This window comes from Candidatus Nanopelagicales bacterium, from assembly GCA_037045355.1.
In the GTDB taxonomy this organism is placed as follows: domain Bacteria; phylum Actinomycetota; class Actinomycetes; order S36-B12.
Map to the genome: position 1 here is coordinate 40621 of JBAOHO010000010.1, position 24327 is coordinate 64947.

22 protein-coding genes and 1 pseudogene are annotated in these 24327 nt (G+C 66.7%); 4 read left to right on the forward strand and 19 right to left on the reverse strand.

The genetic code is table 11. The features are described from left to right. Positions 1 to 6 precede the first annotated feature (6 nt). Positions 7 to 1380 carry a glycine--tRNA ligase gene (locus V9E98_03970; GenBank protein ID MEI2716144.1) on the reverse strand — a complete coding sequence of 458 codons (1374 nt, stop codon included), beginning with the start codon at positions 1378 to 1380 and terminating at the stop codon, positions 7 to 9. A 58-nt stretch (positions 1381 to 1438) separates the two neighbouring features. Further along, positions 1439 to 1783, reverse strand: a complete 345-nt coding sequence (locus V9E98_03975; GenBank protein MEI2716145.1) for an antibiotic biosynthesis monooxygenase — start codon at positions 1781 to 1783, stop codon at positions 1439 to 1441. A gap of 160 nt (positions 1784 to 1943) precedes the next feature. Here V9E98_03975 and V9E98_03980 point away from each other — a divergent pair, with 160 nt between their 5' ends. Then, a complete protein-coding gene (locus V9E98_03980; GenBank protein MEI2716146.1) occupies positions 1944 to 2363 on the forward strand; it encodes a DUF6703 family protein in 420 nt (139 codons plus the stop codon). On the opposite strand, the gene V9E98_03985 is transcribed toward V9E98_03980, so the two are convergent. Both V9E98_03985 and recO read right to left on the reverse strand, forming a co-directional pair. Further along, positions 2313 to 3152, reverse strand: coding sequence for an isoprenyl transferase (locus V9E98_03985; GenBank protein MEI2716147.1), 840 nt, complete (start codon positions 3150 to 3152; stop codon positions 2313 to 2315). The genes V9E98_03980 and V9E98_03985 overlap by 51 nt on opposite strands. Positions 3153 to 3154: 2 nt before the next feature. Beyond that, positions 3155 to 3889: a DNA repair protein RecO gene (gene recO, locus V9E98_03990; protein MEI2716148.1), complete on the reverse strand. Its 735-nt coding sequence runs from the start codon at positions 3887 to 3889 to the stop codon at positions 3155 to 3157. 107 nt (positions 3890 to 3996) lie between these two features. Between recO and V9E98_03995 the strand changes: the two genes are divergently transcribed. Further along, a complete protein-coding gene (locus V9E98_03995) occupies positions 3997 to 5301 on the forward strand; it encodes an AI-2E family transporter (protein MEI2716149.1) in 1305 nt (434 codons plus the stop codon). 49 nt (positions 5302 to 5350) lie between these two features. Beyond that, the gene (locus tag V9E98_04000; GenBank protein ID MEI2716150.1) at positions 5351 to 7867 is read left to right on the forward strand and encodes an EAL domain-containing protein; all 2517 of its coding nucleotides are present in this window, start codon (positions 5351 to 5353) and stop codon (positions 7865 to 7867) included. Here V9E98_04000 and era read toward each other — a convergent pair. From era to lepA, 13 genes and pseudogenes are all read right to left on the reverse strand, one after another. Next, a complete protein-coding gene (gene era / locus V9E98_04005) occupies positions 7809 to 8753 on the reverse strand; it encodes a GTPase Era (GenBank protein ID MEI2716151.1) in 945 nt (314 codons plus the stop codon). The two genes, V9E98_04000 and era, sit on opposite strands and share 59 nt — an antisense overlap. After that, positions 8750 to 9124, reverse strand: a complete 375-nt coding sequence (locus V9E98_04010) for a cytidine deaminase (GenBank protein MEI2716152.1) — start codon at positions 9122 to 9124, stop codon at positions 8750 to 8752. Before V9E98_04010 ends, era begins: the two co-directional genes overlap by 4 nt. After that, positions 9121 to 10407 (reverse strand): hemolysin family protein, encoded by a 1287-nt coding sequence (locus V9E98_04015; protein MEI2716153.1) that lies wholly within the window; start codon positions 10405 to 10407, stop codon positions 9121 to 9123. The genes V9E98_04010 and V9E98_04015 overlap by 4 nt, the downstream gene beginning before the upstream one ends. Next, complete coding sequence (gene ybeY / locus V9E98_04020) at positions 10404 to 10874, reverse strand: rRNA maturation RNase YbeY (protein ID MEI2716154.1); 471 nt, start codon at positions 10872 to 10874, stop codon at positions 10404 to 10406. The genes V9E98_04015 and ybeY overlap by 4 nt, the downstream gene beginning before the upstream one ends. Continuing rightward, positions 10867 to 11874: a PhoH family protein gene (locus tag V9E98_04025; GenBank protein ID MEI2716155.1), complete on the reverse strand. Its 1008-nt coding sequence runs from the start codon at positions 11872 to 11874 to the stop codon at positions 10867 to 10869. The genes ybeY and V9E98_04025 overlap by 8 nt, the downstream gene beginning before the upstream one ends. 115 nt (positions 11875 to 11989) lie before the next feature. Beyond that, complete coding sequence (locus tag V9E98_04030) at positions 11990 to 12331, reverse strand: histidine triad nucleotide-binding protein (protein MEI2716156.1); 342 nt, start codon at positions 12329 to 12331, stop codon at positions 11990 to 11992. 78 nt (positions 12332 to 12409) lie between these two features. Beyond that, positions 12410 to 13156: a 16S rRNA (uracil(1498)-N(3))-methyltransferase gene (locus V9E98_04035; protein MEI2716157.1), complete on the reverse strand. Its 747-nt coding sequence runs from the start codon at positions 13154 to 13156 to the stop codon at positions 12410 to 12412. Positions 13157 to 13168: 12 nt separating this feature from the next. Next, positions 13169 to 14290, reverse strand: a complete 1122-nt coding sequence (dnaJ, locus tag V9E98_04040) for a molecular chaperone DnaJ (protein MEI2716158.1) — start codon at positions 14288 to 14290, stop codon at positions 13169 to 13171. A gap of 79 nt (positions 14291 to 14369) precedes the next feature. Next, complete coding sequence (hrcA, locus tag V9E98_04045) at positions 14370 to 15389, reverse strand: heat-inducible transcriptional repressor HrcA (protein MEI2716159.1); 1020 nt, start codon at positions 15387 to 15389, stop codon at positions 14370 to 14372. 154 nt (positions 15390 to 15543) lie between these two features. Then, complete coding sequence (locus V9E98_04050; protein ID MEI2716160.1) at positions 15544 to 16194, reverse strand: vitamin K epoxide reductase family protein; 651 nt, start codon at positions 16192 to 16194, stop codon at positions 15544 to 15546. Between the two features lie 84 nt (positions 16195 to 16278). Next, positions 16279 to 17469, reverse strand: coding sequence for a radical SAM family heme chaperone HemW (gene hemW / locus V9E98_04055; GenBank protein ID MEI2716161.1), 1191 nt, complete (start codon positions 17467 to 17469; stop codon positions 16279 to 16281). A gap of 60 nt (positions 17470 to 17529) precedes the next feature. Continuing rightward, positions 17530 to 19398, reverse strand: a complete 1869-nt coding sequence (locus tag V9E98_04060) for a long-chain fatty acid--CoA ligase (protein MEI2716162.1) — start codon at positions 19396 to 19398, stop codon at positions 17530 to 17532. A gap of 82 nt (positions 19399 to 19480) precedes the next feature. Continuing rightward, positions 19481 to 21329 (reverse strand): annotated as a pseudogene (lepA, locus tag V9E98_04065) (translation elongation factor 4). A gap of 124 nt (positions 21330 to 21453) precedes the next feature. On the opposite strand from lepA, the gene rpsT reads away from it, so the two are divergent. After that, entirely contained in the window at positions 21454 to 21717 is a 264-nt protein-coding gene (rpsT, locus tag V9E98_04070; protein MEI2716163.1) for a 30S ribosomal protein S20, read from the forward strand. A gap of 22 nt (positions 21718 to 21739) precedes the next feature. On the opposite strand, the gene V9E98_04075 is transcribed toward rpsT, so the two are convergent. Together V9E98_04075 and V9E98_04080 are read right to left on the reverse strand one after the other, a co-directional pair. Next, positions 21740 to 22747 carry a hypothetical protein gene (locus tag V9E98_04075; protein MEI2716164.1) on the reverse strand — a complete coding sequence of 336 codons (1008 nt, stop codon included), beginning with the start codon at positions 22745 to 22747 and terminating at the stop codon, positions 21740 to 21742. A 253-nt stretch (positions 22748 to 23000) separates the two neighbouring features. Beyond that, entirely contained in the window at positions 23001 to 24215 is a 1215-nt protein-coding gene (locus V9E98_04080; GenBank protein ID MEI2716165.1) for a CPBP family glutamic-type intramembrane protease, read from the reverse strand. Between the last annotated feature and the right edge of the window lie 112 nt (positions 24216 to 24327).

Here is a 24327-nt window from a genome sequence, read left to right on the forward strand (position 1 = left end):
CAGGCATCACAGGGGCAGGCGGTCGGCTAGCCAGTTCTTCACCCCGCCGATGGGCACTCGTTCCTGGGCCATCGAGTCCCGCTCCCGGATCGTGACAGCGTCGTCAGTGAGCGTGTCGAAATCCACGGTGATGCAGTAGGGGGTGCCGATCTCATCCTGGCGGCGGTAACGCCGGCCGATCGCGCCGGCATCGTCGAAGTCGACGTTCCAGGTCTGGCGCAACTCGGTCGCCAGACCGCGGGCCTTGGGGGAAAGGTCCGTATTACGGGACAGCGGAAGCACCGCGGCCTTGACCGGGGCAATCCGGGGGTCGAACCGTAGCACCGTGCGCTTATCCACCCCTCCCTTGGTGTTGGGGGCTTCGTCGACCGCATAGGCGTCGAGCAGGAACGCCAGCACCGCCCGCGTGAGTCCGGCAGCGGGCTCGATCACGTAGGGCATCCACCGCTCCCCACTCGCCTGGTCGAAGTACGACAGGTCAGTTCCGGAGTGTTGGCTGTGCGTTGTGAGATCGAAGTCCGTGCGGTTGGCGACACCTTCCAGTTCCGCCCATGCGGAGCCCGCGAACTCGAAGCGGTACTCGATGTCGACGGTGCGTTTGGAGTAGTGCGACAGCTTTTCCTGGGGGTGCTCGTACAGTCGCAGGTTCTCGGTCCTGATACCGAGGTCGGTGTACCAGTTCATGCGCTGCTCGAGCCAGTACTCGTGCCACTCCTCGTCAGTGCCGGGCGCGACGAAGAACTCCATCTCCATCTGCTCGAACTCACGAGTACGGAAGATGAAGTTGCCGGGGGTGATCTCGTTGCGGAACGACTTACCGGTCTGCGCGATCCCGAACGGTGGCTTGAGTCGCGCCGAGTTGGCGACGTTCAGGTAGTTGACGAAGATTCCCTGCGCAGTCTCGGGACGCAGGTAGTGAACGGATCCCTGGTCCTCGACAGGGCCGATGGACGTGCGCAGCAGCCCGTTGAAATCGCGCGGTTCGGTGAACTCCCCCTTCGTGCCACAGTGGGGACAGGCGATCTCGGCCAGACCTGCCGGGGCGCGGCCCTTCTTCTCCTCGAAAGCCTCGAGCAACTGGTCTGCGCGGAATCGCCGATGGCATTGCTTGCACTCGGTCAACGGATCGACGAACGCGTCGACATGTCCCGACGCCACCCACACCTGTGGCGCCAGGATCACTGAGGAGTCGATACCGACGACATCGTCTCGTCCTCGCACAACGGACTGCCACCACTGGCGCCGGATGTTCTCCTTCAACTCCACACCCAGCGGTCCGTAGTCCCAGGCGGACCGGGTGCCGCCGTAGATCTCGCTGGAGGCGAAGACGAATCCCCGGCGCTTGCAGAGGTTGACGACGTTGTCGACGCGATCGGCCATTGATGCTCCACTCCGGCTGGCTGTCGGCGGTGCCCGGACCGGCCGGGCGCGCCCAAGGTTACCCGCTACCGCTGGGCCCGGCGCTGTCCGCATCCGTCGCGCGGTCACTCGTCGACGTGACCACCCCGGACTCGTCCGCCCTGGCCAACTGCTCGAGGACGAGATCGTCTCCGGTGCTGAACGCTTGGAGCGGTCCGAGGGCGATCTTGGCCTCGTAGGAGCCCAGCCCATGCCGCATAGTCCCGGCATCGGACCACTGCGAGGCCAAGACCCAGACGGTGGGATCATCCGGCGAACGGCCCAGCCATCCCGTGACGAAACCGGGCTGGGCCGACAGTGTCGCGAGTGCCTGTTCGAGAAGCGGTGCGATCGTGGCGTCGGTGTAGCGCAGCAGGACCATCACTCCCCCAGCATGCCGGAACCCTGCCCCGACTGACACGCAGGTTCGGTCCGATACCCACGGCCATCCACGCTGAGGGCCGGATCCACACTGAACCCGGATTGGTTACAGAAGCAGTTGTGGGCCACCATGGACTCAGCCAACTGATCGGCGGAAGGGTTCCATGTCGAGCAAGTCGAGCCGCAACAGCCGGTCGCACAGCGCGTCCGGCGGTCGGGCCTCCGGCGGTCGGGCGTCCGGCGGTTCCGGTCGGCCGAGTCGCAAGACGGCCTCGGTGGCTCCGGCGCAGAGCTCTTCGCGACGTCGCCTCGAGGAGCTCAGCGCCCCCTGGCTCATCCGCCTGCACGCGATGCCGCGATGGGTGGTTCCCATCGGGCTGGCGATCATGTTGTTCCTCGGGCTGCTGTTGGCCGGGGACTGGGCGTGGCTGGGAGCGATCCTGCTCGTCGTGATCGGGCTCTTCCTGACGTGGCTCACGGCCTTGTCGTGGCCGATCCTCACGGGGTCGAGCCGCGCAGTGCGGGTGATCGTGTCAGTGGTCTTGTTCGGGCTGGCGGTGCTGAAGGCCCTCGGCCGTTGGTGACGGGACTGGTTCGGGGGAACGGACCTGATTGGGCACGGCACCACCGTAGCGTCGGTCACGGTCGGCGTACTGCTCCACTGCCCGCCATAGGTGCCGCCGGTCCACATCGGGCCACAGTTCGGGAATGAAGACCAGCTCAGCGTAGGCAGACTGCCACAACAGGAAGTTGCTGATGCGCTGCTCTCCGGAGGTCCGCAGGAACAGGTCGACATCGGGCATGTCGGGTTCATCGAGATACCGGGCGAAGATCTTCTCGGTGACGCGCTCCGGGCGCACCCGACCGGCACGGACGTCGGCGGCGAGAGCTGCTGCCGCGTCGGCGATCTCGGCGCGACCGCCGTAGTTGACACACATCGTGAGCGTGAGACGGTCGTTGCCTGCGGTCAGGCGCTCCGCCGACTCCAACTCGGTGATGACGCTCTTCCACAGCCGCGGACGCCGCCCCGCCCAGCGCACCCGCACGCCCAACTCGTTCATCTCATCCCGGCGCCGACGCACGACCTCCCGGTTGAAACTCATCAAGAACCGGACCTCGTCGGGGGAACGACGCCAGTTCTCGGTGGAGAACGCGTAGACACTGATCCACCGCACCCCGAGTTCGAGCGCACCGTGCATGACATCGAGCAGCGCGAACTCGCCCGCGGAGTGTCCGGCAGTGCGGGGCAGCCCGCGCTCCTTGGCCCATCGGCCGTTGCCGTCCATGACGATCGCGACGTGACGGGGCAACAGGTCGCTCGGAATGCGCGGAGGCCGGGCGCCGGAGGGGTGTGCAGTGGGTGCGCGGACCATGATCACCGGACCGTCTCGACCAGCGGCAGGGACCGCAACTGCCGTTCCAGGTGCCATTGCACGAATGCCGCCACGAGCGTACTGCCTTCGCGGTGAGACCCGGGATCGGTGTCGTCGACGGTGTCCCAGTCCCCGGAGAGCAGTGCCCCCAACAGCACCAGCGTGTCCGCTCGCGGGCTGGCCGAACCGGCGGGACGGCACGCCGGACACATCGCGCCACCAGACGCCAGATGGAACGCTCGGTGTGGTCCGGCGGCACCACAGCGAGCGCAGTCCGAGAATGACGGCGACCAGCCAGAGACAGCCATCGAACGCAGGAGGTAGGCGTCGAGCACCATCCGCGGGTCGCGTTCTGCTGCGACGAGAGCCCGCAATCCGGCCACAAGGAGCAGGTACTGCTGCGGTGCCGCCTGACGATCGACCGGCGTGAGTCGCTCAGCCGCCTCGAGCATGGTCGTGCCCGCGGTCCAACGGGCGTAGTCGGCCACGAGATCCGCGCCGTAGGAACGGAACGACTCGACCTGGGTGACGGTGTCGAGGGACCGGCCTTCGTACATCTGGATGTCAACGTGACCGAAGGGTTCGAGCCGGGCTCCGAAGCGGCTGCGCGAGCGCCGCACTCCTTTGGCGACAGCCCGCACCCGTCCGTTGGCACGGGTCAGCAGGGTGATGATGCGGTCGACCTCGCCGAGATCATGCGTGCGGAGCACGACACCCTCGTCCCGGTAGACAGCCACCCGGACAGTGTGGCACCGCGGCGTCGTCGTGCCACATTCGACGCGCACGGCCCCTGCCCCGCAGACGGGCCTCCTCCAGACCAGGCCGGTGCATTACCGTCTGAGACGTGAGCCAAGACAACGCCGGTGGAGCTCGCCGCCTGCGTCGCCCCAGCATCAAGTGGAGCCGACCGCCACAACCCCCGATGGCGTCGGTGGCGCGCCCCGACTCGGTGCCACCGGTCGCCGAGGAGTTGCCGGTCAGCGACAACGTGCAGTTCATCGCCGTCGAACCGGTGTGGTTCCGGCGTGCGGTGATCTCACTGCTGGTCATCCTGTCGCTGTACGCGGTGGCCCGGTGGTTGTTCGAGGTCACGGGGCATTTCCTGTTCCTCCTGCTGCTGGCCTGGCTCATCGCGATCGCCATGGAGCCGTCGGTGCGGTTCTTCGAAAGGCGCGGCTGGTCCCGAGGCTTGGGAACGGGACTCACCCTGCTACTTGGGTTGCTCGCCACCATCGGGGTTTTCGCGATGTTGGGTGGTGTGTTCTCGACTCAGTTGGCGCAACTCGTCCAGTCGCTGCCGGTCATCATCAACGACGTCGTCGCTTGGATCAACGAGACCTTCGAACTGGACCTGAATCCGAACACGATCACCAGCCAGCTCAACATCGACGCCAGCCAGATCGCAACGTACGCCAGCGACTTCGCCGGCGGCATTGTCGGAGCGCTCGGGGTCGCCTTCTCGATCCTCTTCGACGGACTCACGGTGCTGGTCTTCGCGTTCTACCTCGCTGCCGACGGGCCGCGACTGCGGCGCACCATCGCGTCGTGGCTCCCCCCGCGACGCCAACGGGTGCTGTTGACGGTGTGGGACATCAGCCTTGCCAAGACCGGCGGATTCGTGGTCTCCAAACTCATCCTGGCTACGATCTCGGCACTGGCGCACGGCGTGTTCTTCTGGCTCATCGATCTGCCCTACTGGCTCCCGATGGGCATCTTCGCCGGGGTCACGAGCCAACTGATCCCGACCATCGGCACCTACATCGGGGTGGCGGTACCCGTCGTGATCGCATTGCTGGACCAGCCGATCGACGCCGTGTGGATCGTCGTGTTCGCCACCATCTACCAGCAGATCGAGAACTACGTCCTGACTCCACGCGTCTCGCGCGCGACGATGGACATCCATCCCGCAGTGGCGCTGGGTGCCGTGTTCGTGGGACTCGCGATCTGGGGTCCCATCGGGGCCCTGATCGGCATCCCGATCGCGGCCGCCGTCATCGCGGTCATCGACACCTACGGGCAGCGCTACGAACTCATCGCCGAGATGAACGAGGGTGAGTTCTCGGACACGACGGCCCCGGCGGACCTGCCGAACACGAGGGCGGAACCGCCACATGTGGGCCCACCGGACAACTCACCCTATGTGCCGTAATCGGCACAGTGCGCCGACAACGAGGGCCACTCCCCCGTAAGTTGGTTCCGTGACCCGTGACCCGGAGTCACATCCGGAACACAACCGGATGTGCGACGCGATGCCGCTGCCTGCGTCATTGCTCGACGCCGAGGGTGCGTGCGTCCACGCCAATGCCGCGTGGTGGGACCTGTGGCGCGGTGATTGGCTGCAGGCCGTCTCCGTCGAGCGCCGTCCGGGCGTCGAACGGCAATGGCGCAGTTCGTTCGCTGCGGGCAACGACATCGACCTCGTGGTCCGACTCGGATCCCACTCCACCCTGCGCGATGTCCGTGTGCGGGCCCACCCTCTGGGCGACGGTGTGAGCCTGGCGGTCGCCGAAGATGTCACGATCGGTGCCGGCGATCCCCAACGGCGCCTGCAGCACGTGTTGGAGGCGACCGCCGCAGGCACCTGGGAGTGGAACGTCCAGACCGGCGAGTTCCGCGCCGACGACCGGTGGATCGAGATGCTGGGCTGGAGCCCGGTCGAGTTCACACCGCGCGTGATCGAGGACAACGATCGGCTCACCCACCCCGACGATCTGGTCGTCGCCGAGAACCTCGTCGCGGAGCATCTGCGTGGCGACACCGAGTTCTACGAGTGCACGTCTCGGATGCGCCATCGCGACGGCCACTGGGTATGGGTTCTGGACCGGGGCCGCGTGTGGACGTGGACGTCGGACGGCAAACCCGAGTGGATGTTCGGGACGCACCTGGACATGACCGACACCAAACGACAAGAGGAGCGCCTCCAGGATGTGGTGACCGATCTCACCGCCGCCCAACAGCGGATGCAGATCGCCAACGACAGTGGCGGGATCGGGGTCTGGGAATACGACTTGGCGCGCGACACGCTGCTGTGGGACGAGCAGATGTACCGACTGTACGGTCTGCACTCGTCTCAAGACGGCCCCGTCGCACCAGAGCAGTGGCAGCGCCGGGTACTGCGCGAGGATCACGACCGCCTTCAGGATCTGATCCGAAGTTCCATGTCCGATCCGAGCCACTTCGACACCGAGTTCCGGGTCTGGTGGCCGGACGGGACCGTGCATCACCTGCGTTCGGCGGCCGAAGTGGTGACCGATCCGGACGGAACCCCCCGCCGCTTCGTGGGGGTCAGTTGGGACGTCACGGAAGTCCGCACGCTGGCGGCCGACCTGGAACGCCAGGCCACCCACGACGAACTGACCGGGCTCGTCAACCGCAGCGAGTTCCACACTGCTTTGGGGCGCGCACTGGATCACGTCCAGCGCGACGACACTCCGCACACTTTGCTCTACCTCGATCTCGACCAGTTCCGCATCGTCAACGACGCGTGCGGGCACGCGGCCGGCGACCGGATGCTGCTCGAGGTGGTGGCTCTGCTGCAGATGAACCTGCGCGATGAGGACACCTTGGGACGCCTGGGCGGCGACGAGTTCGGCATCATTCTGCACGACTGCGCCGGGGCCGATGCCCTGCGGATCGCAGAACGATTGCGCCAGTCGATGGAGACCTACCGATTCATCCATGAGGGCCGTAGTTATCGCGGTGGAGCCAGCATCGGGCTGGTACCGATCGACCCCACCTGGCGCAACTCCGTCGAACTGATCCGGGCCGGGGACAGCGCCTGCTACTGCGCCAAAGACGCCGGCCGCAACCGGGTCTTCGAATGGGATCACAGCAACGAACTGATCCTCGACCGGTCGGATCACACCCAGTGGGCCACAAGACTCGGCGAAGCGCTCGACACCTCTCGGTTCCAACTGTTCGGGCAGCGCATCCAACCCCTGAGCCACCCTGATCCCCGACTGCACGCCGAGGTCCTGCTCCGCCTGCCCGGCGCCTCCGGCAAGATCCTGAACCCAGGGATGTTCCTGCCGTCTGCGGTGATGTTCGACCTGTCCACGCGCATCGACCGGTGGGTGCTGAACTCCGTTCTCGACATGCTCGCCGGACACCCCGACCTCACTCGGGTGTCGACGCTCACGGTGAACCTGTCGGCGCGTGCCATCTCGGACTCGAAGTTCCACGACGAGGTCATCGAGCTGCTGGCCGACGCCGACCCCTCGATCGTCACCCGCTTGTGCCTGGAAATCTCGGAGAGCGCCTCATCCGGAGTCATCCTGACGGCACGTCCGTTCTTCGACGCTGTGCGCGAGCTCGGTGTCCGGATCGCGCTCGACGATTTCGGATCGGGACTGTCGTCGTTCTCCTACCTGAAGTCGATGTCGTTCGACCTGCTGAAGATCGACGGCCAGTTCATCCAAGGGCTGGGGCGGGACCCGATCGACGCCCTGTCGGTGCGCAGTTTCGTGGAACTCGCGGGCCTGGTGGGCACGGAGACAGTCGCCGAGCAGGTCACGGATCTGACGATCCTGCACCACGTCCGTGAACTCGGCATCGACTACGGCCAAGGCTTCCTGTTCCACGAACCCGAACCGTTGGCGGACCTGTTCGCGGCACCGCCCGGCCGGATTCCGTCTCAGCAGGTTGCCGACGACGACGTCAGAAACCCAGCCGGTTCATCTGCTTGGGATCCCGCTGCCAGTCCTTGGCTACCTTGACTCGCAGATCCAGGAACACTCGCGTTCCCAATAGCCCCTCGATGCGTTCGCGGGACTGCTGCCCGATGCGGCGGATTCCGGCTCCCTTGGCCCCGATCACGATCGCCTTCTGACTGTCCCGCTCGACGTAGAGGAACGCGGTGATGTCGATCAGTGGGTCCTGCCGGTCGGGTCGTGGGGCCATGTCCTCGACGACCACCGCTATCGAGTGGGGAAGTTCGTCGGTCATCCCGGCCAGGGCGGTCTCCCTGATGATCTCGGCGATCAGAGTCCGTTCCGGTTCCTCGGTGATCTGCCCCTCGGGATACAGTTCGGGCCCCGGCCCCAGATGACCCAGGAGAACCTCGACCAGCACCTCGACCTGGTCCCCGGTGACGGCGCTGATCGGGACGATGTCGTCGAACGGGCGGTTCAGGGAATCCGCGAGTTCTTGCACCTGAATCAACCGTTCGGGGAGCACTGTCGGCGCAACGAGATCGCTCTTGGTGACCACCGCGACCCGCGGACCCCGGTGGGCGGCCGCCGACTCTCGGGCTATCAGCCGATCCCCCGGGCCCACGCTCTGGTCCGCAGGGAAACACTGCACCAGCACATCCACTTGGCTCCACGTGGCCCGAACCAGATCGTTCAGGCGCCGACCGAGCAGGGTCCGCGGCTTGTGCAGACCGGGAGTGTCGATCACGACGATCTGACCCTTGGGGGTGTGACGCACTCCGCGGATCGCATGTCGGGTGGTCTGGGGGCGGTCGGAGGTGATGGCGACCTTCGATCCGACCAGCGCGTTGAGCAGCGTGGACTTGCCCACATTCGGCCGCCCGATGATGCACACGAATCCACTGCGGAACTCGTCGCCGCCGGACTTCTCACTGCCCAACTCGACACTCATGTCACGAGCCGATCAGTCACGGTGCCCTTGCGGTCTGCGATCCACACAGGGATCCCGGGACCGCCTTCCGCGGCCACATCGCTGATGTCACAGGGTCCGCCTCCGACCACCGCAGCAGCCTCGATCCCCTTGGCTCCGGCCGCGCGCGCTTGGGCCAGGGCCAATTGCAGCGCGGTGATCGCGCGACCCCCGATTGTCACGTCCGCACCCGAATACGTCCGGCCCGTGTCGTCGCGGACCGCGGCCCCGTGCTCGGCCATGATCCGAGCACGCGCGGCCCGCGCCAGCGTCACCAGTTTCTCGTCGTCCGGATCGGGCTTCTCACCCTCCGCCTCGGGCTTGTCGTCCTCCGGCTGCGGGGTGGCGGTCATACGTGACTCCCGGACTGTGGTTCCACGAGCACCGAACCGATCCGATTGCGGCGCCCCTCCGCCGACTCCGCCTCCAGGCGCCACCCTTGTTCGGTGATCTCGGCACCGGGGATCGGGACGTGTCCCAACCGGCGCGCCAGCAGTCCGGCGACTGTCTCGACACCGAGCCGGTCGGGGTCCAGGTCCATCCCGGTGAGCTCGCACAGGTGCTCGACCGACAGACGCGAACTGACGCGCAGCACCCCGTCACCCAGCCGAACTACCTCGGGGGCACCGGTGTCGTACTCGTCGTCGATCTCGCCGACGATCTCCTCCAGGATGTCCTCGATGGTGACCAGCCCTGCGGTCCCGCCGAACTCATCGACGACGATCGCCATGTGGACGCGGCTGGCCTGCATCTCGCGCAGGAGTTCGTCGGCGGGCTTGCTGTCCGGGACGAAGTGCGCGGATCGCATGATCGATCCCACTTGCTCCACCTTCTCGGAGTCACGGTGTTCGAAGTTGCGCTTCACCAGGTCCTTCAAGAAGACGACTCCCACAACGTCGTCGGCGTCCTCACCCACCACCGGGATTCGGGAGAAACCGGAACGCAGCGCCAGGGACATCGCCTGTCGCAGGCTCTTGTCCCGTTCGATGAACACGACCTCGGTGCGCGGCACCATCACCTCTCGGGCGATGGTGCCACCCAACTCGAAGACGGAGTGGATCATCTGCCGCTCGTCGTCTTCGATCAGGGAGTCCTCGCCGGCCCGGTCCAGCAGCGCCCGCAACTCCGCCTGGGATGTGAATGGCCCGCGGGCGTAACCCTTGCCCGGCGTGATCGCGTTACCGATGTGGATCAATGCCCAGGACACCGGGGTCAGCAGCACCGCCAGCACCCGCGCGATCCCCGCGGCTGCGGCAGCCACCCGTTCCGGATGCTGTCGTCCGACCGTCCGAGCGGAGACGCCGAGTACCACGTAGGACACCACGGTCATGACGGCCGTGGCGATGAGCAGATCGACAGATGTGTCGCCGGGGAAGAAGTCGCCGAGCGCGAGGTACAAGACGGCAAGAGCGGCCAGGGTGATGAACGTATGCAACAGCAGCAGGACGTTGATGTACCGCGGTGGGTCGGCGACCAACGTGAGCAGACGACCGGCACGTTTGTCGCCCTCGTCACTGAGCTCTTGGAGTCGAACTCGGGAAAGTAGCCCGAACGCGGTCTCGGCCGCGACGAAGAACCACGAGATCAGCACCAGGACGACCACGATGCCCAGCAGCGCGAACGTTCCCGACGTCACGGAGCGCTCCCCCGAGCGTAGGCGGCGACGAGTTGCTCCTGGCGAGCGAACATCAGCAGCTCTTCATCGGGGTCCGCGTGGTCGTGGCCCAGCAGGTGCAGCACCCCGTGCGTGACCAGCACTCGGATCTCATGGGTCTCGTCGTGTCCGGCGACAACAGCTTGCCGGCGGGCGACCGCCGGGCACACCACGACATCTCCGAGGACTCCGCGGGCGCGCGGTGCCCCCGGAGCGGGCTCCCGCAACTCATCCATCGGGAAACTGAGCACATCCGTCGCCCCGGGTTCGTCCATCCACTCCACATGCAACTGCGCCATCGCTGGTTCGTCGACGACAGTGATGGACAGTTCGGCGTCCGGTGCCATGCCCAAGGTGTCCAGCAGGTAGCCGGCAAGCCCGGAGATGTCGGACGTGTCGAAACCCTCGGCCGTGTCGTCACGGACATCCAGCGCCGGATGCTCAGGCACGCTGGCCCCGACGATCCGATCGATGCCGGGTAGATGCCTGCTCACTGTCCCATTGGCCGTAAGCAGCGACGATCCTGCCGACGAGTTCGTGGCGAACGACATCGCGGGCATCGAGCCGACAAAACGCGACATCGTTGAGCCCTGAGAGGATTCCCTCCACAATGCGCAGACCGGACGACTGTCCGCTGGGAAGGTCTACCTGAGTGACATCACCGGTGACCACCATGGTCGAGCCGAACCCCAGCCGGGTGAGGAACATCTTCATCTGTTCCGGGGTGGTGTTCTGGGCCTCGTCCAGGATGATGAAAGCGTCGTTGAGGGTGCGTCCCCGCATGTACGCCAAGGGGGCGATCTCGATCGTTCCGGTGGTGATCAGTCGCGGTATCGAGTCGGGGTCGATCATGTCGTGCAGAGCGTCGTAGAGGGGTCGCAGGTAGGGGTCGATCTTCTCGCTCAGCGTTCCTGGGAGGAACCCCAGCCGCTCCCCGGCCTCCACTGCCGGTCGGGTCAGCACGATCCGGCTGACCTCTTTGCCCTGCAGCGCCTGAACCGCTTTGGCGACGGCCAAGTAGGTCTTGCCGGTGCCCGCCGGCCCGATCCCGAACGTGACGGTGTTCTTGTCGATGGCGTCGACATAGTGCTTCTGGTTCAGGGTTTTGGGGCGGATCGTGCGTCCGCGGCTGGACAGGATGTTCGCCGTCAGCACACTCGACGGCATGACATCCCCCGCGCGCAGCATGCCGATCGAACGCTCGACGGTGTCGGACGTGAGCGCCTGGCCGGTCCGCAGCATCGCGAGCAGCTCCGCGAAGAGTTGCTCAGCCAGGCGGACTTCGTGTTCCGGACCGGCGACGGTGATCTCGTTGCCCCGGACATGGACGTCGAGGTCGGGGAACGAGTTCTCGATCACCCGCAGGTGCGCGTCGGAGACGCCCAACAAGGCGAGCATCGGTTGGGACGCGGGCACAGCGATACGGGCCTCGACGCTCGTCGACGTCATGACACCTCTCTCACGGCCGCTTCTTTCCCGGCCGCTTCTTTCCCCGGGCGGAACGGTCTCTCACGGACCACCCGCTCCATCGTCGTCGGTCGATCGGACTTCGTCCACTCGCAGGTCATCCGGGCGGCCAGCCCATCCGACGTCCCCCGAGCAGGTGGGCGTGCACATGGGGAACAGTCTGGCCACCGTCGTCGCCTGTGTTGAGCACGATCCGGTAGCCGGCGGCAAGTCCGAATTCGGTGGCGAGCGCCGCCGCCGTGGCCAAAAGGCGCCCGGCGATGTCGGGCTCCGCAGCCGCCAGTTCACCTGCAGTGGGCACATGCTGACGTGGGATCACCAGGACGTGGATGGGGGCCTGGGGGTTGATGTCCCGGAACGCGATGAACGTCTCATCGCTGTGCACGATGTCGGCCGGAATCTCGCCGGCGGCGATGCTGCAGAACAGGCAGTCGGTCATGGGGGAAACTTACCTCTCACTTCGCAGTTGTGTGCTCTGCAATGGGCGCCTTCTCGCTCGGACGCGGTGAGATGCCTCTCACCCCCATCGACCGGAGGCGGCCATGAGCAGCGCGGTCGCGGCAACACCGGCGGTCGAGGTCCGCAGGACGGACTCCCCCAACCGCACCGGAAGCGCTCCGCACTCGACGAACGCCGTGAGTTCGGAATCCGTGATCCCACCTTCGGGGCCGACCACTACAACGACGTCCCCGTCGTCGGGAAGTGTCAAGCGGGACAACCGGGCCGCCGCTTCCTCGTGCAGCACCAGGCCCAGGCTGGCGGATTGCAGCAGCGCGCACACAGCGGAGGTCGTCACCATTCCCGTGACCTCGGGGATCCGACTGCGGCGCGACTGCTTGGTCGCCGCCCGGGCGACCGCACGCCAGCGGCGGGTCCCCCGATCGGCCTTGTCCCCCCGCCACACGGCGACGCTCCGCGCGGCCGCCCAGGGGGCGATGCGGTCGGCTCCGCACTCTGTCAGCATCTCCACCGCGGACTCGCCCCGATCTCCCTTGGCCAGCGCCTGCACGACGGTGATGAGCGGGCGCGGCGCGGCGTCGGTGGTGACCGAATCGATCGCCACATCGAACGATCCGGGGCCCACGGAGTCAACGGCTCCCGTGACGCGAAGCCCCGCCCCGTCGACGAGGTCGACTTGTTCTCCCCGCTGGAGTCGTAGGGCAGCGGCGCCGTGATGGCCTTCGGTGCCGAGGACGGGGATGACGTCGCCGACTTCGGCATCGGCGACGCTGTGAGGGTCGACCAGGAAGACCGGCGGCGTCATTGTCGGCGGCCGTCACTGCTTGCCGGCGAAGGCATCCTTGATGCGGCTGAAGAATCCACCGGTCTGGGCGATGGGTGTTCCCTGCGGGTTGTCCTCGCCGCGCAGATCGGCCAGTTGCTCCAGCAGAGCCCGCTGCGCGGAGTCGACGCCCGTGGGGGTCTGGACCTGCAGGTGCACGGTCAGGGAGCCGCGCCCGGTGCCACGCAGGCGGGGCACACCCTGGTCGCGGATGATGTTCTCGGTGCCGGATTGGGTGCCGGGGGCCACCTTGATCAGTTCCTCCCCGTCGAGGGTCGTCAGGGAGATCTCGGTGCCCAGCGCCGCAGCGGTCATGGGTACCGACAGGGTGCAGTGCAGATCGTCGCCGTTGCGCTGGAACAGCGGGTGCGGTTTCTCGACGATCTCGACGTAAAGGTCACCGGCCGGGCCGGCTCCGGCGCCGACCTCGCCCTCGCCACTGAGCTGAATGCGGGTCCCGGTCTCGACTCCGGGCGGGACCCGGAATCCGACCGTACGCCGGGTCCGGATCCGACCGTCGCCCGAGCACTCTGGGCACGGGTGCGGGATGACCGTGCCGAACCCACGGCATTGGGGGCACACGCGGGTGGTCATCACCTGACCGAGGAACGAGCGCTGGACGGATTGGATCTCACCGCGGCCCTTGCACATGGTGCAGCCGACGACCTCGGTATCGGGGGCCGTGCCCGCTCCCGCGCAGGCTGTGCACGCGATGGCGGTGTCGATGGTGACTTCTCGCTCGGAGCCGAACATGACCTCGTCGAGTTCGACGGAGATCCGGATCAGGGCATCTTGGCCACGCTGCCGGCGGGGGCGCGGGCCGCGGGGAGCCGACGGCCCGAAGAACGCGTCCATCAGATCGCCGAAGTCGAACGGCCCGCCGGCTGCGTTGGCGGCCATGGGATCGACCCCACTGTCATACAGCCGACGTTTGTCGGGGTCGCTCAGGACCTCGTAGGCGACGGTGACGTCCTTGAACCGTTCCTGGGTGACGGGGTCAGGGTTGAGATCGGGGTGCAATTCGCGGGCGAGACGTCGGTAGGCCCGCTTGATCTCGCCGGGGTCGGCTTCTCGGGACACCCCGAGGATGTCGTAGTAGTCGTTTCGCGGCGGCACTGACCAAATCTACTTCACCCGCGGCGTTCGGCCATCCGGCTTCGCCAGCGGTGAACGGAGCACCAACCGCTGGCACTGGTCACTGCTCGGCCAGGATGCGACCCAGGTAGCGGGCCACTGCGCGTACCGACGTGATCGAGCCGGGATAGTCCATCCGAGTCGGTCCGAGCACCCCCAGATGGGCCACGGCGGTGTCCGCGGGACCATAGCCGGAGGTGACGACAGACACGGAATCCATCGCCGCGAGGTCGTTCTCGTGTCCGATTCGCACGCTGATGGTGTCTGTGGCGGTGGCCTCACCCAAGAGCCGCAGGAGGATCATCTGCTCCTCCAGGGCTTCCAGCACGGGATGCAGTGTCTGCGGGAAATCGCGGCCGTACCTCGCCAGGTGGGACGTTCCGGCGATCACGACCCGCTCCTCGACCTGCTCGACACCGGCCTCGACGAGCAGATTCACGACGGCCGCGACGAGGTCACGCTGTTCGGGGGGGACCCGGTCCGGTAGGCCGCCGACGGCAGCGGAGATCTCCGCGAATGTCTTGTTGTGCAGTTCGGCGTTCAGCCGGGTGCGCAGGTCGTCCGCGACTTTCGGGTCGATGTCGTCGGAGCTCGTCAGGATGCGCTGCTCCACCCGGCCGGAATCGGCGATGAGAACCAGCAGCAGCCGGTGTTGGCCCAGTGCCACCAGATCGATGTGGCGCACCCGGGACCGCTGCAGAGACGGGTACTGGACGAGCGCCAGTTGATTCGTCAGTTGGGCCAGCAGGCGGACCGCCCTCTCGACGACATTGTCGAGGTCGACCGCCGATTCGAGGAACGTCTGGATGGCACGGCGTTCCGCGGCGGACATCGGCCTGACCTCGGCGAGCCGATCCACGAACAACCGATAGCCCATGTCGGTGGGGATCCGGCCGGCGCTGGTGTGCGGCTGTACGATCAGGCCCTCGTCTTCGAGGACGGCCATGTCGTTGCGGATGGTGGCCGGGGAGACGCCGAGATCGTGGCGGTCGGCCAAGGATTTGGAGCCGACCGGCTCATTGGTGGCGACGAAGTCCTCCACGATCGCGCGCAGGACAGCGAGGCGACGGTCATCGCTCACGTTTGCCTCCCGCGTTCAGTCGCTTGCCCCCTGGTCTTCACTCCGAGAACCGCGCGCCCAGGAGCCCAAGACCTCACCCGAGAGCCTAGTGCCCGGGCGTGAACCTGGCAGGGAGCGCAGAGAGACCGGCCGGCTCAGGGGTCCCCGAATCCCGTCACAGGTACGTGTAGGTCACCATCGCCGCGATGATCGCGAGGACCAGCACCGCGCCCACGGTGTCCGCGTTGTATCGCAGGGCAGGCGTCAGTTTTCGGCGCACACCCTCGCCCAGGTGGCCGTCGAGGATGTTCACCCGGGTGATCGACGTGAAGACGAACGTTGTGGTGGCCGTGATGAGCAAGCACCAGGGGCACAACGCGTGGATGTTGAAGTAGGCCTGGTAGAACAACCAGTACGCGAAGATCAGGCCGATCGAATAGAACACCTGTGCCGTGATCATGAACCAGCGCGGGAACCGCACCCCGCCCAGGGCCGCCAAGGCGACGGTGATGACGACCGGCTCGGTGATCAGTCCGAGGAAAGCGTTCGGGAACCCGAGCAACTCGGCTTGCCAGGTGCGCCCGACCGCCCCACACGAGATGGTGGCCGAGATGTCACACGAGAACTCCGCGTCCGGGTCGGCGGCTATCGCCAGGGCGTCGACCGACAACACGAACGAAGCGATCAGCCCGAGGACACTGGAGATCAGCATCTCGATGTAGGCACCACGGTGGCGCACCCGGGACTTCGAGGGGGCCGCGCTGTCGGCGTCGGGTTCGGCGTCGGGTTCGGCGTCGGGTGCGATAAAGGTGTCGGTGTCGGTCATACCGTCCTCGAATCGACCGGGTCGCGGGTTGCGCGGTATCGCGCCACATGGCCGTTTCGTGCTCCACATGGCGCTGAGGGGAGCCTACCCGACCTTGGTGCGGGGCACGTCGTCGTCGCTCGCCTCGCAGGACGACTCGGCCGCAGCCAACAGCTCCAGGGTGAGTGCATCTGCCAGCAGCCGGCCACGCCGGGTCAACCGACACCGCCGCTCGCCACATCTTTCGAGCAGACCTCGATCGATCAGGTCCGCGGTGGGGGTGGCCGGACCAGCCAGCGCCTCCGGATCGAAACCCTCCGCCAGGCGGATGGCGAGCATCACGGCTTCAGTGGTCCGCTGAGGGCCTGTCAGGACCTCCTGGCCCGCTCGCGGACCGGAACCGTCGCGCAGGCTGTCGATCCACGCCTGGGGATGGCGCCGGTTCCACCACCTGGTGCCGGCCACGTGGCTGTGGGCGCCGGGGCCCACTCCCCACCAGTCGTCGCCGCGCCAGTAGCCCAGGTTGTGGTGACACTCCTGGCCGGCTCGGGCCCAGTTGGAGATCTCGTACCATTGCAGCCCGGCGTGGGACAGCATGTCGTCGGCGATCTCATACCGGGATGCGGCGGCGTCGTCATCCACCGGGGGCATGACTCCGGTGGACACCTGCCGGGCCAAAGCGGTCCCGGGTTCGACCTTCAGTGCGTAAGCCGACACATGTCCGACTCCCGAGTCGATGGCCGCCTGTACGGTGCCGCGCCAGGAGTCATCAGTCTCGCCGGGGGTCGCGTAGATCAAGTCGAGACTCAACCGCCCGAAGCCCGCGGTGATCGCCAGATCGGCGGCCCTCACGGCCGCGTCGCCGCCGTGGCGCCGATCCAGGTGACTCAGCACCACCGGATCGGCACTTTGCATACCGATCGACAAACGATTGACCCCGACGCTCAGGAGCTCACCGAGCAGCTTCTCGGAGATGTTCTCGGGGTTCGCCTCGACCGTGATCTCCGCGGCGGGGGTCAGCCCGAACTCGGACCTGATCATCGAGATGACGGCACCGAGGTCGTCGGCGGGAAGGAGGGTCGGAGTCCCCCCACCGAAGAAGATCGACGACACCGGTCGCGGATCGTCGGCCAGTTGCGTGCGGGCGAGCCGGGTTTCGGCCTCGGCGGCACCGCGCCAGAGCCCGGGAGCTCCCCGCCCGGACTCTCCGGGGACATAGGTGTTGAAGTCGCAGTAGCCGCACCGCGCGCTGCAGTACGGGACGTGGACGTAGAAACGCAGCGCCGGTCGGGTCACGGTCCGATTGTGCCGTGCACGGGGACCGATACCCGACCGGCGCTGCGGTCGTTCAGACGGTTACTTGCTGGTGCCGCCGTAGATGTCGTCGACCAGTCCGGAGAAGCTCTGCTCCACGACCTTGCGCTTCACCTTGAGGCTCGGGGTCAAGAACCCGTCGTCGACGGTCAGCTCCTGCGGGATGACCCGGAACTGCTTGATCGTCTCCCACTTGTTCAGTTCGCCGTTCAAGTCGTCGACGCCCTTTTGGATGATGGCGATGACCTGCGGGTCCTTCGCCAGGGTGGGGATGTCCGCCCCGGCCTTGCCGTTGGCCTCGGCCCACTGCTTCGCGGCATCCGGATCGAGAGCAACCAGGGCGCTGGCGAAGTTGCGCTCGTTGGCGATGATGACCACCTGGCCGGCCAGGGGGCAGTGCGCCTTGAACTGGGCCTCGATCGCGCCGGGGGCGATGTACTTGCCGCCGGAGGTCTTGACGAGGTCCTTCTTGCGGTCGGTGATCTTGACCCGGCCGCCTTCGTCGATCACGCCGATGTCACCGGTGGCGAACCAGCGGTTGGGACCGGGCGCCTGATCTCCGAAGACCTCGGTGTTGGCCTCGGGCCGGTTGCGGTACTCGCGCATGACGCCCCCGCCGCGGATCATGATCTCGCCGTCGTCGGCGATCTTGATCTCGGTGCCCGGCAGCGGCTGGCCGACAGTGCCGATCGCGACGTTGCCAGGGCGGTTCAGCGTGGTGCCGGCGGAGGTTTCCGTCAGGCCGTAACCCTCGAGGATGGTCAGTCCCGCGATGTCGAACCAGGCGTTGATGTCCTTGGACAACGCGGCCGAGCCGGACACGAAGTACTGGAGATTGCCGCCCATGCGTTCGCGCACCTTGGAGAACACCAGTTTGTCGGCCAGACCCAACTGCACTCCGAGTAGGCCACCGACCTTCTCGCCGGCGAGTCGCTTCTCGCGCGCCTTGGCGCCGACCTTGAACGCCCACGCGAAGATCGACGCCTTGGCACCGCCCTCTTCGTTGACCTGCCGATTGACGCCGGCGTGGACCTTCTCGAAGATGCGCGGAACGGCCGCCATGAAGGTCGGCTTGACCACGGGAAGGTTGTTGATGATCTCGGGGACCCGGCCGTCGACGGCGGTGACGAACCCGATCTGCATCTGGGCCGCCATGAGCACCTTGCCGAACGAGTGCGCCATGGGCAGCCAAAGGAACTGCACCCAGTCCTCCTGGATCACGCCGAGCGCCGACAGTCCGGCCCCCTCGTAGGTCCAGTTGCCGTGGGTGAGTTCGACGCCCTTGGGCTTGCCGGTCGTCCCGGACGTGTAGATCAAGGTGGCCAAACCGTCGGGGCCGGTCTGATCGACCCGCTCCTGGATCAGGTTGGCGTTCTCGGCGAGCAGGGCCTTGCCCTTCTCGCGCAACTGCGCCCAGCTGAGAACCGTGTCGCCGTCGCCTTCGCCGTCGATGAGCACGAAGTGCTTCAGGTCGGGGTTGGCGGCGCGATCGACCTTGTCGATCTGGCTCTGGTCCTCGGCGATGAGGATCCGGGAGTGCGAGTCCTCCAGGATGTAGTTGACGTCCTCAGGCTGCGTGCTCGGGTACACGGTGGTCGTCGCACCGCCGGCCAGCATGATGGCCATGTCGGCGAAGATCCACTCCAGCCGCGTGTTGCTGGCGATCGAGACACGCTCTTCGATGTTGAGCCCGAGCGCGACCAGACCGGCCGCGGCCTCACTGGCTTCGTCCAGGGACTGCGCCCACGTGTACGAACGCCAGCCCCCGTCCTTCGTGGGGGCCCGGAAGGCTTCCTTGGTCGGGCCTTTCGCGACCCGATCCAGGATCAGTTGCCCGAAGGAGGGCGCCTGCTTGGGGTAGGGCTCGTTCAGTGACCCGGTTGTCATTCCAGCCGAGGGGACCTCAGTCATCCGTCAACGCCTCCTTGGGGCGGTCGATTGCATCCTGGGAACCCTATACGCCCTGGGCCTGCGATGCGCCCCTATCGCTCGATCAGCGTTCGGAATCCGTGGACAGGGCCGCGATGAACGCTTCCTGTGGAACCTCGACAGAGCCCACCATCTTCATCCTCTTCTTGCCCGCCTTCTGCTTCTCGAGCAGTTTGCGCTTGCGGCTGATGTCGCCTCCGTAGCACTTCGCGAGCACGTCCTTGCGGATCGCGCGAATGTTCTCGCGAGCGATGATGCGCGAGCCGATCGCCGCCTGGATGGGGACTTCGAACTGCTGCCTCGGGATCAAGTCCTTCAGCCGTGCCGCCATCGCCACGCCGTAGGCGTAGGAGCGGTCGCGGTGGACGATCGAACTGAACGCATCGACGGGATCGCCGTGCAGCAGGATGTCCACCTTGACCAGGTCGGCTTGCTGCTCGCCGGCCGGTTCGTAGTCCAGCGACGCATAGCCCCGGGTTCGCGACTTCAAGGCGTCGAAGAAGTCGAACACGATCTCGGCCAGCGGCAGCGTGTAGCGCAACTCGACCCGGTCCGACGACAGATAGTCCATGCCCAGCAACGTGCCGCGCCGCGCCTGGCACAGTTCCATGATCGTGCCGACGTAGTCCGACGGTGCGATGACCGTGGCGCGCACGACGGGCTCGGTGACAGCTGCGACCTTGCCGTCGGGAAACTCGCTGGGATTGGTGACCACGTGATGGTCACCGTCCTCCATATCCACGCCGTAGACGACGCTTGGTGCGGTCGAGATGAGATCGAGGTCGAATTCGCGCTCGAGCCGTTCGCGGACGATCTCCAGGTGCAGTAAACCCAGGAATCCGCACCGGAACCCGAACCCGAGCGCCGTCGAGGTCTCGGGCGTGTAGGCGAGGGCAGCGTCGTTGAGTTTGAGCTTGTCGAGCGCGTCGCGCAGAACCGGGTAGTCCGAGCCGTCGATCGGGAACAGCCCGGAGTAGACCATCGGTTTGGGATCCTGGTAGCCGCCGAGGGCGACGTCCGCGCCGCCGTCGGATGTCGTGACGGTGTCGCCCACCCGGCTCTGTCGGACGTCTTTGACTCCCGTGATGAGGTAGCCGACCTCGCCGGCCGCCAGAGCCGAGTGACGCCACCGGCTCAGGGGAGATGACACCGACCTCGAGCGCCTCGTGCGTCGCGCCTGTCGACATCATGCGGATTCGTTGCCGATGCCCCAGATGACCGTCGACCATCCGCACGTAGGTGACCACTCCGCGGTAGGTGTCGTAGACGGAGTCGAAGATCAATGCGCGTGCGGGAGCGTCGGCGTCTCCGCCGGGTGGCGGGACGTCGTGCACGACCTGCTCGAGCAGGTCGCCGACTCCCTCCCCTGTCTTGGCCGACACCCGCAGGACATCGTCGGCGGAGCAGCCGATGATGTGTGCCAGTTCCGCCGCGTACTTGTCGGGTTGGGCGGCGGGCAGGTCGATCTTGTTGAGCACCGGGATGATGTGCAGGTCGTCTTCCAACGCCAGATACAGATTGGCGAGGGTCTGCGCCTCGATCCCCTGCGCGGCGTCGACGAGCAGAACTGCCCCCTCGCAGGCGGCCAGGCTGCGGGATACCTCGTACGTGAAATCGACGTGGCCGGGCGTGTCGATCAGGTTGAGCACGTAGGTGCGCCCGTCGACGGCCTGATAGGGCAGTCGAACGGCCTGACTCTTGATCGTGATGCCTCGCTCGCGCTCGATGTCCATCCGATCGAGGTATTGAGCGCGCATCTCGCGATCGGGGACCAAACCCGTCAGTTGGAGCATGCGATCGGCGAGCGTCGACTTGCCGTGATCGATGTGCGCGATGATGCAGAAGTTGCGGATCAGCCCCTGATCGGTGGCGCCGGGCCGGGTGGCGGCCGCGCCGTCTGAGGTGTCTGTCACGGCTGTCCGATCGGGGGATTTGGCGCGAGTGGGTCCTGCACCGTTATCCTAAACTCCTGTTGGTGCGCGTTCCTCGCGCCCGACCATCAGCACGAGTGCCCCACCGACGAAGGCTTCTGGACCCATGGCGAACATCAAGTCGCAGATCAAGCGCAACCGGACCAACGACAAGGCCCATGAGCGCAACAAGGCGGTCAAGTCCGCCCTCAAGACCTCAGTGCGCCACTTCAACGAGGCGGTGTCCGCCGGTGATGCGGCGAAAGCACACGAACTCGCCCAGACCGTGGGGCGGCAGTTGGACAAGGCGGCCAGCAAGGGCGTCATCCACAAGAACCAGGCCGCGAACCGCAAGTCCGCGATCTTTCGGCAGGCCGCCGCGCTGGGTTGATCAGCGCCTGATCAGCCGGTCGTCAGCGCTCTGACGCCGCTGCCAGCCGAGCCACGACCATCTCGATGATGGCCATCTTCTGCTCGTCGTCAAGTGCGGTGCCGCCGTCCACTCCCCCTTTCATGTCGGCGTCGAGTTGCGGCAGGCGCGCGGATACGGCGGCGATCTTGGCGGCAGTGGCTCCCCAGCGACGGGCGTTGTCCCGGGCGCGGTCCTTCTGCCATGGGGCCACGGACATGTCCGGCGGCGGGTTGGACCCGCGCAAGCCGACAAGTGCCATCATGCGCAATCCGTGAGCCAGAGCCGCGACCACTGACACCCCTACCCCCCGCTCCCGCTGCTCCATTCCGCGTAGCAACCGCAGCGCATCGGTGGTACGCCCGGCCCAGATCTGGTCGACGACAGCGAACGAACTGACCTTGGCCTGCTGCGGGAACATCGCCTGCACCGTGTCCTCGTCGACTCGGCCCTGTGGTGTGTCGGTCACCGCCTGGCGGACCGCAGCGAGCAGCAGTTCGAGGGAATCGGTGCCGAGTGCATCGACGAGCCACTGCTCGGCCTGGTCCGTGAGTGTGCCGCCACCCGAGGCCGCCTCCGCTCGGGCCATGCGCCGGATCTCGCGTTCGTTGGGCCGGGCACACTTGATGACCTCCGCACCGGACTTGGTGGCCGCGTTGACCACCCCTCGACCCCGGGCGGCGCCGTTGTGAGTGATGACCACCGCCCCTCCCCCGGAGTCGGCGATGAGGTCCTTGAGTACCGACTGCACGCCGTCGTCAGACAGTTCGATGTTGTCGACCCGCAGGATCGGAGCGTCACCGAAGAGACTGGGAGCCGCGGCTTGCGCGATCACCTGGGCGAGGTCGATCCCCGAATCGGACTTGCGCGCGCAGTCCAGGACTCGCAGACCTCGCTCGGGTTCGGCTGCCTGGAGCCGCTCGGTGGCATCGTCAGCCGTGCGCCGGACCAGTAGCGGCTCGGGCCCGGTGACGACGATCGCCGGTTCGGCTCGGCGGGGACTCGGTGCCATGGGGTGATCCTGTCATGGCGCCCCGACACACCCTCGCGTCGCTGCTGTTCCTGATCACTGCCGTCCCTTTCGTCCCGCCGGTCCACCGTCCCGCCGGTCCACCGTCCCGCGGGTCCACAGCTCCTGGGAGTAGACGCGCACGACTTCGGGCGGCAGACAAGACTCTCGGAGGGCGCCACGCAACTCCCGGAGGGCACCACGCGAACGGCGGGGACTCCAAGGGACACAGAGGGCGACGACCGGAGTGGACAGGTCAACCCGGGTCGGTCGCGTTGGGGGGTTCCGTTGGTCCGGGGAGTCCTGGGGGTGTGGGGTCGGTGGGTGATGCCTCCCAGGCCACCGGCCCGGACTGGGAATCCTGCGTGTACTGCGACGCCTGCGCTCCCCCGCCGGCCTGCACGGGCTCAGCGGCCTGCGCCGGCTGGGCGGCCTGCGGAGGATGGGTGTAGTGAGTCCACGAGGCTCCGTCCCAGTACCGCAGTGCGGCAGCGCCCAGGGGGTCGCGGAACCAGCCGGGGGGCGCGATCACGGGTGCGGGACGCACCCAACGGGGCTGGAGCGGGCGGGGCTCACCGGAGCCGCGCAGCTTCCAGCACAGGCCGATGAACAGCGCGGCGGACACCGCAGCGCCGATCGCACTTTCGAGCATGCTGGGAGCCGTGTCGATCCACAACGCAGTGGTGCCCAGTGCCGAGTTGGACACGGACACGACCACGACGTTGAGGAAGTTGTTCGCGAAGTGAGCGCCGATGGCCAATTCCAGAGTGCCGGAACGAACACTGACGACCGCGAGCGCGAAGCCGATCGGGAAGTAGGCGGCGAACGCCAGGAGCCATCCCCAGCCGTCCGCCTCCGCGACCTCGGGGTTGGCCAGGTGGGGGAGCGCGAACAACACTCCGCTGGCGACGCCGAGGAACCAGGCACCGGTGAACTTCTTGCCGAACCACTGCAGCAGGTACCCGCGGAAGAACAGCTCCTCGGCGGTGGTCTGGAAGATCAGGAGGACGATGGCGACGCCGAGAGCGGGCCAGAACACCCCGGGCTGGTAGTTCCAGGTGAGGTCGGCGCTGCGGGTGATCAGAACCGGGATGGAGGGCAGGATGACCGCCACCAGCCACAGGGCGCCGCCCCACAGCATCAGTCGCGGTGAGATCCGCCGGAAGGGAGTGACGACGGTCAGGGCGGGGCGGTCCAAGATGAACCGGACGATCAACGGGGTCGCGATGAAGAAGGGGATGAAGCTGCCCACGGAGATCAGGAGCACCCACCACTGCGGGATTCCCCGGATCTCGCCGGCCGGGGTGATCTCCGCCCCGAGTGCCAGCGCGCCGACGATGACCAGCAGAGCTTGTCCGATGAACCAGATGATCAGGATGAGCAGCGCACCCGACAGATAGCGCCAACCTGACGACCGTCCCGAGTTGGACCAGTCCAGGTAGGAGGGCCGCTGGGTGGTTGTCGCGGTCATGGAGGAACGCTACTGCGCCACCGGAGTCCGCGTTGGCCGTCACCCACAGCCATGGGCTGTCCCACCCCGCAGCCCACCCCGGAGCCAACCCGGAGCCCACCCCGGAGCCTCG

Bases quoted from the DNA above. Each gene is read 5' to 3' on its own strand.
- V9E98_03970 (MEI2716144.1), bottom strand. From the start codon at position 1,380: ATGGCCGATCGCGTCGACAACGTCGTCAACCTCTGCAAGCGCCGGGGA.
- V9E98_03980 (MEI2716146.1), top strand. From the start codon at position 1,944: ATGTCGAGCAAGTCGAGCCGCAACAGCCGGTCGCACAGCGCGTCCGGC.
- V9E98_03985 (MEI2716147.1), bottom strand. From the start codon at position 3,152: ATGGTCCGCGCACCCACTGCACACCCCTCCGGCGCCCGGCCTCCGCGC.
- era (MEI2716151.1), bottom strand. From the start codon at position 8,753: ATGAGTGTCGAGTTGGGCAGTGAGAAGTCCGGCGGCGACGAGTTCCGC.
- V9E98_04010 (MEI2716152.1), bottom strand. From the start codon at position 9,124: ATGACCGCCACCCCGCAGCCGGAGGACGACAAGCCCGAGGCGGAGGGT.
- V9E98_04025 (MEI2716155.1), bottom strand. From the start codon at position 11,874: ATGACGTCGACGAGCGTCGAGGCCCGTATCGCTGTGCCCGCGTCCCAA.
- V9E98_04030 (MEI2716156.1), bottom strand. From the start codon at position 12,331: ATGACCGACTGCCTGTTCTGCAGCATCGCCGCCGGCGAGATTCCGGCC.
- V9E98_04035 (MEI2716157.1), bottom strand. From the start codon at position 13,156: ATGACGCCGCCGGTCTTCCTGGTCGACCCTCACAGCGTCGCCGATGCC.
- V9E98_04050 (MEI2716160.1), bottom strand. From the start codon at position 16,194: ATGACCGACACCGACACCTTTATCGCACCCGACGCCGAACCCGACGCC.
- V9E98_04060 (MEI2716162.1), bottom strand. From the start codon at position 19,398: ATGACTGAGGTCCCCTCGGCTGGAATGACAACCGGGTCACTGAACGAG.
- rpsT (MEI2716163.1), top strand. From the start codon at position 21,454: ATGGCGAACATCAAGTCGCAGATCAAGCGCAACCGGACCAACGACAAG.
- V9E98_04075 (MEI2716164.1), bottom strand. From the start codon at position 22,747: ATGGCACCGAGTCCCCGCCGAGCCGAACCGGCGATCGTCGTCACCGGG.
- V9E98_04080 (MEI2716165.1), bottom strand. From the start codon at position 24,215: ATGACCGCGACAACCACCCAGCGGCCCTCCTACCTGGACTGGTCCAAC.